Source organism: Micromonospora sp. NBRC 110009, from assembly GCF_030518795.1.
Lineage (GTDB): Bacteria > Actinomycetota > Actinomycetes > Mycobacteriales > Micromonosporaceae > Micromonospora.
Window position 1 is genome coordinate 3124769 of record NZ_CP130427.1, and the last position, 13416, is coordinate 3138184.

The window sequence follows — 13416 nt, forward strand, 5'->3', positions numbered from 1 at the left end:
TGTCCGGAACCGGATCGGAGGAGACGGTGGCGATCCAGCACGCGGTCCTGGCCCTGCTCGCCCGCGGCCCCAGCTACGGGTACGAGCTCAAGGGCGCCTTCGAGGCGGCGGTCGGCCCGCAGTGGGGGCCGCTCAACATCGGGCACCTCTACCAGATCCTCGACCGGCTGTCCCGGGACGGACTGGTGGTCGCCGAGCGGCACGCCCAGCCGGTCAAGCCCGACCGGGTGGTCTACGAGATCACCCAGGCCGGCCGGACCGAGCTGGATCGCTGGCTCGCCGAACCCAGCCCGCGCAGCGGCGGCTTCCGGGACGACTTCTTCCTCAAGGTGACCGCCGCCGCCCGGTCCGGCGAGGCCACCACCGTCCGCACCGTGCTGGCCAACCAGCGCGGCCACCTCATGCGGGAGCTGCGCAACCTTGACGGGCTGCGCCGCCGCTCCGAGGACCCGGTGGTCCGGCTGCTACTCTCCGCCGCCGCCCGGCACGTCGAGGCGGACCTCGCCTTCGTCGACGACGCCGAGTCGGCGCTGCTCGCCGACGGGGGTGCCGTGCTCCGGGCCCTGGCAGCGGACCGGCCGGGCCCGGCGACGCCGGCAGCGGACGCGGGCCCGGCCCGTTCCGCGGGCTGACCGCTGTCGGTGCGCGCCCGGGCTCGACGGTGCGCCGGCCCGGGTGCGGGACGGCGGGTCGTCAGGCCGGGGTCAGCGGGACGACACCCGGCGCAGGAACCGGTCGGCCAGGTCGAGGATCTGGTCGGGGCCCAGCTCCAGCGCCGGGCCCGCCACGGTCACCTCGGTCAGCGCCAGGCCGGGCACCTCGGTGTCCCGCCAGCCGCCGGCGAACCACGACTTCTCCTCCTCGGCGAGCGCGAGGTTGGCCGCGTCCAGCGCCTCGGCCGGATGTGGCAGCCAGAGGCGGAACTGGTGGGTGTGCGGGGGCGCCGGGTGGACCTTGGCGCCCGGCAGGGCGGCCAGTGTCTCGGCCACCATCGTCGCGTGCGCCACGTAACCGGGCAGCCGCGGCAGCTCCCGCTCCAGGCCGGCGAGCGCGGCGAGCGCGGCCGGCCACTGCTGGAACAGGGTCCCCCCGTAGCGGTGCCGCCAGGCGCGGGCATACCGGACCAGCTCGGCGTCGCCGGCCAGGGCCGCGCCGGAGTGGCCGCCCAGGGACTTGTAGAACGAGACGTAGGTGCTGTCGGCCAGGGCCGCGATCTCGGCCGGAGAGTGCCCCAGGCGGACGCTCGACTCCCAGAGCCGGGCGCCGTCCAGGTGCACCCGGGCGCCCCGCTCCCGGGCCGCGCCGACCACCGCCACCAGCTCGTCCCAGTTCGGCAGGACGAACCCGGCGTCGCGCAGCGGCAGCTCCAGGAAGAGCGTGCCGATCGGCTCGTCGAGCGCGGCCACCTCCTCGGCCGTCGGGTTGCGCGGCGCCGCCGTCGTCCGCACCGCCCGCAGCCCGCCGAGCACCGCGTACGCGTCGCGCTCGTGCAGCAGCGGGTGGCTGAGCGGGTGCAGGCCGACGGCGTCGCGGCCGGTCAGCTCGGCGCCGTGGCGCATCGCGACCTGCTGGGCCATGGTGCCGGTGGGGAAGAAGGCCGCCGCCTCCACGCCGAGCAGCTCGGCGACCCGCCGCTCGAGCTGCTCCACCGCCCCGCCCTCGCCGTAGAAGTCGGGCAGCAGGTCGTCGCCGACGGCCGCCCCGAGCGTCGCGAGCTGCTCCCGCACGGTGGCCGGCCGGACGCCGGAGAGCACCGTGTCGCAGTCGCGCTGCGCGGCGAGGCGGCGCATCCGCTCGGCGTACGCGTCGGTCATGCGTCCTCCTTGAGCCGGCGCAGCCGGCTGACCGCCTCGGTGAGCACCGCGGGTCGCTTGCAGAACGCGAACCGGACCAGCCGCCGGCCCGCCTCCGCGTCGTCGTAGAACACCTGGGTCGGCACCGCCACCACGCCGCAGCGTTCCGGCAGGGCCCGGCAGAACTCCACCCCGTCGCGCCCGCCCAGCGGGGTGACGTCGGCGGTGACGAAGTACGTCCCCTCCGGCGCGAGCACCCCGAACCCGGCGTCGATGAGCCCGGCGACGAGCTGGTCCCGCCGCCGCTGCATCCCGTCGCGGAAGTCTTCGAAGTACGCGTCCGGCAGGCCGAGCGCCACCGCCACGGCCGGCTGCAGCGGCCCGGCGTTGACGAACGTGAGGAACTGCTTCACCCGCAGCACGGCGGCGACCAGCGGCGCGGGCCCGCTCACCCAGCCGACCTTCCAGCCGGTGCAGGAGAACGTCTTGCCCGCCGAGGAGATGCGCAGGGTCCGCTCGCGCATGCCCGGGAGCGTCGCCAGCGGCAGGTGCGGTGCGGCGGCGTCGGTGAAGACCAGGTGCTCGTAGACCTCGTCGGTGACCGCGTACGCGCCGTGCTCCTGGCACAGCTCGGCGACCAGGGCCAGCTCGTCGGCCGTGAACACCTTGCCGGTCGGGTTGTGCGGCGTGTTCAGCAGCACCAGCCGGGTGCGCGGCCCGAACGCCGCGCGTAGCTCCGCCGGGTCGACGGCGTACCGACCGTCGGCGCCGGGACGCAGCGTCACCGGGCGACGGACCGCGCCGGCCAGGGCGATCGAGGCCGCGTACGAGTCGTAGTAGGGCTCGAAGCACACCACCTCGTCGCCCGGCTCGCAGAGGGCGAGGATGCTCGCCGCGATCGCCTCGGTGGCGCCCGCGGTCACCACGATCTCGTCGTCCGGGTCGTACTCCAGGCCCCAGAACCGGCGCTGGTGTGCCGCCACGGCCGCCCGCAGCGCCGGGATGCCCGGGCCCGGCGGGTACTGGTTGTGGCCGGAGCGCAGCGCCACGGCGGCCGCGGCGAGCATCTCCGGCGGGCCATCGGTGTCGGGGAAGCCCTGCCCGAGGTTGACCGCGCCGGTGCGCACGGCCAGCGCGGACATCTCGGCGAAGATCGTGGTGCCGAACGGCCGCATCCGGGCCACCAGCGGGTCGGTCGTCGTCACGCGGGCCAGCCTACGGCCCGGCTCCGCCGCCGCAAGCCCGCCGTCAGCCGCCGACGCCGCACCGCCAGCCACCGGGGCCGACCGTCTCGGTCACCCGCCGGCCGCCGTCCACCGCGACAGCGCAGGTGATCGTCCGCCCGCCCTTGTCCTCGGCCTTGCCGGCCTGCAGAAACAACTGGTTCGGGTCGTCGGTGTGGACGGTGCGGCGCCAGGGCAGCGCCACCTTGTCGAGCCAGATCAGGTAGCCGTCGGCGTCGCGATACAGGATGTCGGCCGGCCCCTGCCCGGTCACCGCGTAGGCGACGGCGAACCGGCCGGGCCCGTTCGACGGGGTCGACGCGGGCTTCCGGGTCGGGGTCGGATCCGGTGCGGGCTCCGCCCGCGGGCTCTCGTCGGCCTCGGACTCGGCCGGCCCGTCGGGCGTCTGCTGCTGGCCGACCTGTGCCTCGGGGTGTGACCGGTCCGGCAGGTTGAGCACGAGGCTCGCGGCGCCGAGGCCGCCGCAGACCAGCACCACAGCCGCCGCGAACGTGGCGAGCAGGACGGTGGTGAGCCGGCCGTCCCCGAATCGGGGCCGGGGCACACCGGACGCTTCGGCCGCCGGCAGGGCCGGCAGTTCGCCGGTCGGGACGGGCGGTGCGGGCTGCACCGCTGCAGGGACGTGGGGCGGGTCCGGAGGAACCCAGGGCGCGGCCGGATCGGTCTGGCTCACGCGAAGCAGTCTCCTCCGTACACGCCGCTGTCTTCCGCGACGACGTTACCGTCGACGATGATCCGGCAGGTCGCCCGGTCGATCTCGTTCGGCTCGGAGAGCTGGGCCAGCACCATCAGCCCCCGGTCCGTCCGGTTGGTGGTGAACTGCAGCCGCCACGGCGAGGTCACCCGTTCGTTCTCGATGTAGTCGCCGTTCGCGTCGTAGTACTGGAGGTCCACCGGGCCGACGCCGGTCACCTCGTACACCACGCTCAGCTCGCCGGGGCCGCCGGACGGTTGGGTGGCGGGGTGCCGGGACGGCACGGGGAACGGCGCCTCGGCGGTGGCGCCCCCGCCCGGCTCGCCATTGCCGTGGCCGTCGTACGAGTCCCCGTACCAAGGGCCCAGCACGCCCATGCTGAGGCAGCCGCAGAAGACGAGCACCACGACGGTGGCCACGGCGATCACGATCGCCGCGATCCGCCCGTCGCGCGTCCGGGCCGGCGCCCCAGGGTGCGCGTACGGCGGCGGATAGCCGGGTGGGGGCCAGGGCGCCGTGGCGGACCCGGGCCAGGGATGGCTGGGCGGGTACCCCGGCCCTGGCGGGTTCGTGGGCGGGACGGTCGGCCCTGGTGCCCGGCCCGGATCAGGTCGCCCGGCCGGGGGCGGCGGTCCGGGGTGGCCGGGCGGTGAGCCGATTTGGCCGGGCTGTCCGTGGGGAGCCACGGGCGGGTCGGCGGAGGTTCCGGAGTCGCCCGGCGCGCCGGTCGAGTCCGGGGTGCCCGGCGTGCCGGACGGCGACCAGGGGCTAAGCGACCACGGGGTGGGTGTCCAGGGCGCCGGGGGTGCCCACGGTTGCGGGGTGGCGAGCGGGTCCGGCGGCGTCCAGGGCGTGGGCGTCGGGGTGTCCGGCCCGGCGGTGGGATCGGTCGGGTTCCCGCCGGTGCCGGGATCGGGGGAGGGCGGCATCGCTTCGGGCATCAGCTCAGCTCGCAGGGGACGGGCGCGGACACGACCGCGGGCAGGGGGCCGGTCGAGGTGGCTCCCGACCAGGGCCTCAATGTAAGGCCCGGCCACCACTCCCGCGGCCCCCGCCGGCTCGTCGCGGCGCAGCGCCGCCAGCCGGCGTTGGCGGCCGGCGGCGAAGGGCGCGTCGGTGCCCGTTCCCTGCCTCCGGCCTACTGCCGGTCCGGTATGGGTGATTCACCCGATCCTTGTCCTCTGCCCACCGGTTCGCTCAAATTCAGTGATCGTTTACCCGGCTTCCGAGCACGCATGATGAGCGAAACTGGGTTAGGCTGCGGACCATGTGTGGAATCGTGGGTTACGCCGGCGCGCGCCCGGCGCTCGGCATCGTGCTCGACGGACTGCGGCGGCTGGAATACCGGGGCTATGACTCGGCCGGCGTGGCCATCGTCTGCGACGACGAGCTGCTGATCGAGAAGAAGGCCGGCAAGCTGGCCAACCTGGAGAAGGTCCTCGCCGAGCGGGCCGCCTCCGACCCGGAGTCCTGCGCCGCCAGCCCGATCGGCATCGGCGACGGGACCACCGGCATCGGCCACACCCGGTGGGCCACCCACGGCGGCCCGACCGACCGCAACGCCCACCCGCACCTCTCCCCGGACGGCCGGGTCGCCGTGATCCACAACGGCATCATCGAGAACTTCGCGAAGCTCCGCACCGAGCTGGAGGCCGACGGCGTCGAGTTCACCAGCGACACCGACACCGAGTGCGCCGCCCACCTGCTCGCCCGCTCGCTGGCCGACCTGCGTTCGGCCGGCGAGGTCGACAGTCCGCAGCTGCTCGCCTCCGCCATGCGGCTGGTCTGCCAACGGCTGGAGGGTGCCTTCACGCTGCTGGCCGTCGACGCCGGCATCCCCGGCGCGGTGGTCGGGGCCCGGCGCAACTCGCCCCTGGTCGTCGGCCGCGGCGACGGGGAGAACTACCTGGCCAGCGACGTGGCCGCGTTCATCGAGCACACCCGCGACGCGGTCGAGCTGGGCCAGGACCAGATCGTCCTGATCACCCCGGAGGACATCGAGATCACCGACTTCGCCGGGCAGCCCGCCACCGGCAAGGACTTCCACATCGACTGGGACTCCTCGGCCGCCGAGAAGGGCGGCTACGACTGGTTCATGCTCAAGGAGATCGAGGAGCAGCCGCAGGCCATCGCCGACACGCTGCTCGGTCGGCTCACCGAGACCGGCGAGATCGCCCTCGACGAGGTCCGCCTCAGCGAGCAGGACCTGCGCGACGTCGACAAGATCTTCATCGTCGCCTGCGGCACCTCGTACCACGCGGGCCTCGTCGCCAAGTACGCCATCGAGCACTGGACCAGGATCCCCTGCGAGGTGGAGCTGGCCAGCGAGTTCCGCTACCGCGACCCGGTCCTCGACCGGTCCACGCTGGTCGTGGTGATCTCGCAGTCCGGCGAGACCATGGACACCCTGATGGCGCTGCGCCACGCCAAGGAGCAGAAGGCCCGGGTGCTGGCCATCTGCAACACCAACGGCTCCACCATCCCGCGCGAGTCCGACGCCGTCCTCTACACCCACGGCGGCCCGGAGATCGCGGTCGCCTCGACCAAGGCGTTCCTCACCCAGGTCGTCGCCTGCTACCTGATCGGCCTGCACCTGGCCCAGGTGCGCGGGATCAAGTTCGCCGACGAGGTGGGCGCGGTCGTCGCCCAGCTCCAGGAGGTGCCGGGCAAGCTGCGTGAGCTGCTCGACCGGATCGAGCCGGTCCGGGAGCTGGCCCGCGACCTGAAGTCCGAGCCGACCGTGCTCTTCATCGGGCGGCACGTCGGCTACCCGGTGGCCCTCGAAGGCGCGCTGAAGCTCAAGGAGCTGGCGTACATGCACGCCGAGGGCTTCGCCGCCGGCGAGCTGAAGCACGGCCCGATCTCGCTGATCGACCAGGGCACCCCGGTGATCTGCATCGTCCCGTCGCCGATCGGCCGGGGCATGCTGCACGACAAGGTCGTCTCCAACATCCAGGAGGTGCGGGCCCGCGGTGCCCGGACCATCGTGATCGCGGAGGAGGGCGACCAGGCGGTGGTCCGCTACGCCGACCACCTGATCTACGTGCCGCGGGTGCCGACGCTGCTGGCGCCGCTGGTGACCACGGTGCCGCTCCAGGTGCTGGCCGCCGAGATCGCCGCCGCCCGCGGCCACGACGTGGACCAGCCGCGCAACCTGGCCAAGTCGGTCACCGTCGAGTAGTCGTCCCCGCCGAGGCCCCTCCGTCCCCGGGCGGAGGGGCCTCCGCATGTCCGGACCTGGCGCGCTCATCGGCCCAGCACGATCCGGGCCATCCCGTCCAGCGCCGGGTTGTCCGGGTCCCAGTAGCCGGTGTGGCCGTGCCGGCCGCTGGGGAAGCGCCGGCCGCCGAAGCCGGGATCGGTCGGATCCCGGCCGAACCACAGCTCGTGGTCGTCGGGCAGCACCGCCGCCAGCGGGCCGAGCGGCGTCCCGGCCAGGACCGCCCGGGGGGCCAGCTCCGCCGGCGGCCGGGCCAGCCGGATCACGTCGTCCGGCGCGGTCGCCGACCAGACCTGGCCGGGCGGCATCCGCAGCTCGGTGGCGTGGTCGACGCCGACGCCGGGCGAGCCGACGAAGACCAGCGCGTCGGCGCTCAGCCCGTGGTCGCGGGCGGCGCTGCCGACCACCAGCGCGCCGTAGCTGTGGCCGAGCACGGTCTGCCGGGCCGGCGGACCCTCGTGCGAGGCGCGCAGCCCCTCCTGGAAGCGGTGCAGGGCCGGCCCGGCGTCCTCGGCCTGCCGGGAACGGGACGCCTCGTCCAGGAAGTCCGGGGCGTCGTAGTCCAGCCAGAGCACCGCCGCCGCCTCGTCGGCCGGGGCGACCGCCGCGCACCGCTCCAGCACCCGGCCGGCCCGGCCCAGCTCGCCGGGGGCGTCGGCGAGGTCCGCGGTCATCCCCGGCACGTACGTCAGCACCGCGCCGGCCCGGTCGGGGTTGCCCAACGCCACCACCGCCCGCCCGTCCCCGGTCGGGTCGAGCCCGAGCAGGTACGCCCGGGGCGCCCCCGGCGAGGCCAGCCGCTCGCCGAGCTCGTCGAGGCCGCGCAGGGACGCCTGCACCCGGCGGAGCCGGGTCAGCCGGAGCAGCTCGGCCGGACCCGGCGGCAGCGGGCGCAGCAGGCGGCGGCGCAGGGTCAGCAGCTCCGCCCGCCGCTCGGCCAGCAGCAGGCGGTTGGCCTGGTCGCGGGCCGCCACCGGCACCCCGTCGAGGCCGCCCACCCGGGCCGGCTCGTGGCGGACCAGCCAGCGGCGCTCGGCCGGGGTGAGCCCGGCCCACCAGCGGCTCACCTCGGCCGGGCCGGCACCCGGCGGGGGCCGCCAGGCGGGCCGGACGCTCAGCCAGCCGGTGACCGCCGCCGTCGCCAGCCCGGTCAACCGGGCGGCCGCCTCCCCGTCGGCCGCGCCGGCCAGCGCCAGCGCACCGCGGATCTCGGCGGCCACCCGGGCCATCCCGGGACCGACCTGGGCGACGGGGCGGGGGCGGGCCGGATCCGGGCGTACCGTGCCCGCCCGGTCCACCAGCAGGCCGCCGGCGTCGGCATCGGCCACCGCGGCGGCGAGCCGGGCCTTGGCCACCCGCAGCCGGGCGGCGAGGTCGGCGAGCGCCTGGTCGACCTCCACCAGCGCGGGCAGCACGTCGGTGAGGGTGTCCCGCAGCGCGCCGATGCGCCCCCGGGCGGCCGTGGCCGCCCCACCGGACCAGCCGGGGCGCAGGGCGGCGGCCCGGGCGGCCAGCCCGTCGGCCCACTGCCGGACCGGTCCGGTGAGCCCGCCCCAGGCCGCCCCGGCGCCGGCCCAGGCCCCCGGGTCGGCCCGCCAGAGCTGCGCGTACCCGACCGGTTGCGGCGCCTCCGGGCGGCCCGCCGGTCGCCGGCCGCGGACGGCCGCCGGGCGGCCCGCGGTCGCTGGTGCGCGGCCGGGTCCCGTCCCCGCGGGCGGCGCGGCGCGGGCCGGGGAGGTGCGCGGATGCCCGCTCACCGGACCACCCCGGCCAGCCGCGCGGCGGCCCGCTCGTCCACCGCCTCGTAGCCGTCGGCGGCGCCGCGGACCGCCTCGGCGGTCGCCGCCATTCCGGCGGCCAGGGTGCCGCACCAGTGCTGCACGGCCGCCTCCAGCTCGGCCAGGGCGGTCCCGGCCCGCCAGCCGTCGGCCGGCACCAGCAGCCCCGGGGCGGCGGCCAGCCCGTGCGCCAGCCGGTACGCGTCGTCGCCCAGCTCCCGGGCCACCCCACGCAGCAGCTCCGGCTCGACGGTGAACGGCTCCTCGGACATCGGCGCACCCCCACGGGACGGGCCGCCGGCGGGTGACGCCGGCGGCGGACGACCGTCCGCCCGGCGGCGCGGCGGAACGGACACCGGGGACGTTAGGCGCCCCGGGCGCGCCGGCACCGGCCCTGTGGACAACCGACGGTCGCCGCACCGCGCCGTTGTCCACAGGCGTTGTCCACGGCCGCATCCGCTGACTAATGTGCGGCCGCGACCGCCGGTAGGGTGAGTTCGTGATCGTGGCTGTCGGCATCGATGTCGTGCTGGTGGACCGGTTCGCCCGGGCCCTGGAGCGGACGCCGCTGCTTTCCGACCGCCTCTTCACCGAGGCGGAGCGCTACACCCGCGCCGGCAACCCGCGCTCGTCCGAGTCGATGGCCGCCCGCTTCGCGGCCAAGGAGGCGGTGGCCAAGGCGCTCGGCGCGCCGGCCGGGCTGAGCTGGCACGACTGCGAGGTCGTGCCGGACCCGGACGGCCGGCCCTGGCTGACCGTCTCCGGCACGGTGGCCGCCGCGGCGGCGGAACGTGGGATCAACCGCTGGCATCTGTCGTTGTCGCACGACGGCGGGATCGCGTCGGCGATGGTGGTCGCGGAACGCTGAGCTGACCGGTGGGCCGGCCGGCCCACCGGGGACGAACGGACTGGACGGGGTGGCATGAGACCGGTGTGGCGGGTCGCGGACGTACGCGCGGCGGAGGCGGGCCTGATGGCCACGCTCCCGCCCGGGACGCTGATGCAGCGGGCCGCCGCCGGGCTGGCCCGCCGCTGCGCGCTGCTGCTCGGCGACCGGGGCGGCGTCTACGGCGCCCGGGTGCTGCTGCTGGTCGGCTCCGGCGACAACGGCGGCGACACCCTCTACGCGGGTGCCCACCTGGCCCGCCGGGGCGCCGCGGTGGCCGCCCTGCTGCTCTCCCCGGGCCGGGCGCACGCCGAGGGGCTGGCCGCGCTGCGGGCCGCCGGCGGGCGGGTGGTCGACCGACCGCCGGCCGTGGTGGACCTGGTGCTCGACGGCATCGTCGGAATCGGCGGCACCGGCGGGCTGCGGGAGACCGCCGACCAGCTCGCCGCGAGCCTGGCCGAGCGCAGCGGGCGGGACGGCACCCGGGCCACCGTGGTGGCGGTGGACGTGCCGAGCGGCGTCGCGGTGGACACCGGGCACGTGCCGCTCACCGCGTCCGGCCGGCCCTGCGCGGTCCGCGCCGACGTGACGGTGGCCTTCGGCGCGCTCAAGCCGGCCCTGGTGGTCGGCCCGGCCGCCGCGCTCGCCGGGCACGTCGAGTTGGTCGACATCGGGTTGGCGCCGTGGCTGCGCGGGACGCCGGCGCTGCGCGTCGTCGAGTGGTCGGACGTGGTCGACTGGTGGCCCCGGCCCGGCCCGTCGTCGGAGAAGTACAGCCGGGGCGTGGTGGGGCTGGCAACCGGTTCGGCCCGCTACCCGGGCGCGGCCGTGCTGTCGGTGGGCGGCGCGCTGGCCGGCCCCACCGGCATGGTCCGCTACGCGGGCGGCGCCCGGGAGGAGGTGCTGCACCACCACCCGTCGGTGGTCGCGGCCGACCGGGTCGCCGACGCCGGCCGGGTGCAGGCGTGGGTCTGCGGCTCCGGGCTGGGCACCGGCGAGGAGGCGGCGGCCGAGCTGCGCGCGGTGCTCGCCGCGCCGGTGCCGGTGGTGCTCGACGCCGACGCGCTGACCCTGCTGGTCGACGGCAAGATGGCGGACCGGCTGCGGGACCGGGACGCGCCGATCGTGGTGACCCCGCACGACCGCGAGTACGCCCGGCTCTGCGGCGAGACCCCCGGCGCGGACCGGGCGGCGGCCGCGCTGCGGCTGGCCGCCTGGATGAACGCGGTGGTGCTGCTCAAGGGCGACCGGACGATCATCGCCACCCCCGACGGCCGGGCGTACGTCAACCCGACCGGCACTTCGGCACTGGCCACCGGGGGCACCGGCGACGTGCTGGCCGGGCTGCTCGGCTCGCTGCTCGCCGCCGGGCTGCCGGCCGAGCGGGCGGCCGCCGCGGCGGCGTACCTGCACGGGTTGGCCGGCCGGGAGGCGACCCGCGGCGGGCCGGTGACCGCGCCCGACGTGGCGACCGCGCTCCGCCCGGTGATCGCCCAGCTGGGCTGACCCGGCGCGGGACGGCGGGTTCCGCGGCCCGGGCCGGCCGGGCGGCTCGCGGCCACGGTGATCACCGACGGAAGTAGGCTGGGGGCATGTGGCAGTCGGAGGTGCGCGTCGACCTGGACGCGATCCGGGAGAACGTCGCCCGGCTCAAGTCGGGCACCAGCGCCGAGCTGATGGCGGTGGTGAAGGCCGACGGATACGGCCACGGCATGGTCCCGGCGGCCCGCGCGGCGCTGGACGCCGGCGCGGACTGGCTCGGGGTCTGCACCCTCGACGAGGCGCTCGCCCTGCGCCAGGAGGGGGTAACCGCGCCGGTGCTGGCCTGGCTGCTCGACCCGGGCCTGCCGCTGCACGACGGGGTCGCCGTCGGCGTCGACCTGGGCTGCGCCAGCCTCGCCCAGCTCGACGAGATGATCGAGGCGGGCCGCCGGGCGGACCGCCCGGCCCGGCTGCACCTGAAGATCGACACCGGGCTGTCGCGCGGCGGGGCGACCGTCGCCGACTGGCCCGCCCTGCTGGAGGCCGCCGCGAAGGCCCAGGCCGACGGCCTGGTCGAGGTGGTCGGGGTGTGGAGCCACTTCGTGTACGCGGACTCGCCCGGACACCCCACCACCGACCGGCAGCTCGCCGTGTTCCACGAGGGGCTGGAGATGGTGGAGCGGGCCGGCCTGCGCCCCCGCTACCGGCACCTGGCCAACTCGGCCGCCACGCTGACCCGCCCGGACACCCACTTCGACCTGGTCCGCCCCGGCCTGGCCGTCTACGGCCTCTCGCCGATCGAGGGCGAGCAGTTCGGCCTGCGCCCGGCGATGACCGCCCGGGCCCGGGTGATGTTGACCAAGCGGGTCCCGGCGGGCACCGGCGTCTCGTACGGCCACACCTACCTCACCGAGCAGGAGGCCAACCTTGCCGTCGTCCCGCTCGGCTACGCCGACGGGGTGCCCCGGCACGCCTCGAACACCGGCCCGGTGCAGCTCGGCGGGAAGCGGCGGAGCATCTCCGGCCGGGTCTGCATGGACCAGTTCGTGGTCGACTGCGGCGACGACGAGGTGGCCGCCGGGGACGTGGCGACCCTCTTCGGCAGCGGCGCCGACGGCGAGCCGACCGCCGACGACTGGGCCGCGGCGGTCGGCACCATCAACTACGAGATCGTGACCCGGTTCGGTGGCGTCCGGGTGCCCCGCGTCTACGACGGCGAGCGGCCGTGAGCCGAGGCTTCCGCGTTCCCCGGCCGCGGACCGCCGCCGGCAAGGTGGCCGGGGTGGTCGGTGCCGCCGTCGGCGTCGCCGCCGCCGGGCTCGCCGCGGGCGTGGTGAGCGAGCGCGTCCTGGTCCGCCGGCTCCGGAACGACCCCACCGACCCGTACGCCCGCGAGGTCTTCGGCGAGCAGCGGTACGACGAGGCGTACCTGTTGGAGATGCCGGACGGCACCGACATCCACGTGGAGGTGGTCGAGCCGACCCGGCCGGTCGCCGGGCACCCGACGGTGCTGCTGGTGCACGGCTTCTGCCTGGACATGGGGACGTTCCACTTCCAGCGCAAGCTGCTCGCCGCGCGCGGCGACTACCGGGTCGTCGCCTACGACCAGCCCGGGCACGGCCGCTCCGGGAAGCTGGAGACGGGCGACTACGACCTGGCCACGCTGGGCCGGACGCTGCGCCGGGTGATCGACCGGGTGGCCCCCGAGGGGCCGCTGGTGCTGGTCGGGCACTCGATGGGCGGCATGACGATCATGGCGTTGGCCGAGCTCTACCCGGAGCTCTTCGGCGACCGGGTGGTCGGCACGGTGCTGATGGCCACCTCGGGCGGCCTGCTCGCCGAGACCAAGCTGGTGGCCCCCGCGCTGCTCGGCCGGGTCGGCGCGCCGGTGCTCTACATGATGAGCAACGCCACCCGGTACGGCGGCACGGTGATCGACAAGGCCCGCAAGTCGACCACCAACGTCGCCTGGCTGCTCACCCGCAGGTACGGCTTCGGCACCGCCAAGCCCAGCCCGGCCCTTGTCTCGTACGTCGAGACGATGAACTCGCGGACCTCGGCCGACACGGTCACCCGCTACCTGCGTACCCTGGCCACCCACTCCCGGTTCCCCGCGCTGGCCGCGCTGGCCGGCACGCCGGTGCTGGTGATCGTGGGGGACAAGGACATGATCACCCCGGTGACCCACTCCGAGGAGATCGTCCGGCGGCTGCCGCACGCCGAGTTCGTCAAGATCCACGACAGCGGACACGTGGTGATGCTGGAGCACGCCGACGAGGTGAATGCGGCCCTGGAACGTTTCCTGGGGTCGCTGTGACC

At 76.1% G+C, this 13416-nt stretch carries 12 protein-coding genes; 6 read left to right on the plus strand and 6 right to left on the minus strand.

The window, feature by feature from the left end; all coding sequences use genetic code 11:
* Window positions 1-26 precede the first annotated feature (26 nt).
* Window positions 27-632, plus strand: a complete 606-nt coding sequence (locus Q2K19_RS15030) for a PadR family transcriptional regulator (protein WP_302771582.1) — start codon at window positions 27-29, stop codon at window positions 630-632.
* 72 nt (window positions 633-704) lie between these two features.
* Here Q2K19_RS15030 and Q2K19_RS15035 read toward each other — a convergent pair whose 3' ends face one another.
* From Q2K19_RS15035 to Q2K19_RS15050, 4 genes are read right to left on the minus strand one after another with little or no spacing between them, the layout of a single operon-like run.
* Window positions 705-1814, minus strand: a complete 1110-nt coding sequence (locus Q2K19_RS15035; protein ID WP_302771583.1) for a threonine aldolase family protein — start codon at window positions 1812-1814, stop codon at window positions 705-707.
* The gene (locus Q2K19_RS15040; RefSeq protein WP_302771585.1) at window positions 1811-2998 is read right to left on the minus strand and encodes a pyridoxal phosphate-dependent aminotransferase; all 1188 of its coding nucleotides are present in this window, start codon (window positions 2996-2998) and stop codon (window positions 1811-1813) included. The genes Q2K19_RS15035 and Q2K19_RS15040 overlap by 4 nt, the downstream gene beginning before the upstream one ends.
* A gap of 43 nt (window positions 2999-3041) precedes the next feature.
* A complete protein-coding gene (locus tag Q2K19_RS15045) occupies window positions 3042-3710 on the minus strand; it encodes a hypothetical protein (protein WP_302771587.1) in 669 nt (222 codons plus the stop codon).
* Window positions 3707-4150 (minus strand): MmpS family transport accessory protein, encoded by a 444-nt coding sequence (locus Q2K19_RS15050; protein ID WP_302771589.1) that lies wholly within the window; start codon window positions 4148-4150, stop codon window positions 3707-3709. Before Q2K19_RS15050 ends, Q2K19_RS15045 begins: the two co-directional genes overlap by 4 nt.
* An 848-nt stretch (window positions 4151-4998) precedes the next feature.
* Here Q2K19_RS15050 and glmS point away from each other — a divergent pair.
* Window positions 4999-6912, plus strand: coding sequence for a glutamine--fructose-6-phosphate transaminase (isomerizing) (gene glmS, locus Q2K19_RS15055; RefSeq protein ID WP_302771591.1), 1914 nt, complete (start codon window positions 4999-5001; stop codon window positions 6910-6912).
* 65 nt (window positions 6913-6977) lie between these two features.
* Here glmS and Q2K19_RS15060 read toward each other — a convergent pair whose 3' ends face one another.
* Both Q2K19_RS15060 and Q2K19_RS15065 read right to left on the minus strand, forming a co-directional pair.
* A complete protein-coding gene (locus tag Q2K19_RS15060) occupies window positions 6978-8708 on the minus strand; it encodes an alpha/beta hydrolase (protein WP_302771593.1) in 1731 nt (576 codons plus the stop codon).
* Complete coding sequence (locus Q2K19_RS15065; protein WP_302771595.1) at window positions 8705-9001, minus strand: type VII secretion target; 297 nt, start codon at window positions 8999-9001, stop codon at window positions 8705-8707. The genes Q2K19_RS15060 and Q2K19_RS15065 overlap by 4 nt, the downstream gene beginning before the upstream one ends.
* Before the next feature lie 227 nt (window positions 9002-9228).
* Here Q2K19_RS15065 and Q2K19_RS15070 point away from each other — a divergent pair, with 227 nt between their 5' ends.
* The 4 genes from Q2K19_RS15070 to Q2K19_RS15085 all read left to right on the plus strand — a co-directional run bounded on the left by Q2K19_RS15070 (window position 9229) and on the right by Q2K19_RS15085 (window position 13414).
* Entirely contained in the window at window positions 9229-9597 is a 369-nt protein-coding gene (locus tag Q2K19_RS15070) for a holo-ACP synthase (protein WP_302771597.1), read from the plus strand.
* Between the two features lie 54 nt (window positions 9598-9651).
* Window positions 9652-11121, plus strand: coding sequence for an NAD(P)H-hydrate dehydratase (locus tag Q2K19_RS15075; protein WP_302771598.1), 1470 nt, complete (start codon window positions 9652-9654; stop codon window positions 11119-11121).
* An 86-nt stretch (window positions 11122-11207) separates the two neighbouring features.
* Complete coding sequence (gene alr, locus Q2K19_RS15080) at window positions 11208-12326, plus strand: alanine racemase (RefSeq protein ID WP_302771599.1); 1119 nt, start codon at window positions 11208-11210, stop codon at window positions 12324-12326.
* Window positions 12323-13414, plus strand: coding sequence for an alpha/beta fold hydrolase (locus Q2K19_RS15085; RefSeq protein WP_302771600.1), 1092 nt, complete (start codon window positions 12323-12325; stop codon window positions 13412-13414). The genes alr and Q2K19_RS15085 overlap by 4 nt, the downstream gene beginning before the upstream one ends.
* Window positions 13415-13416: the final 2 nt, after the last annotated feature.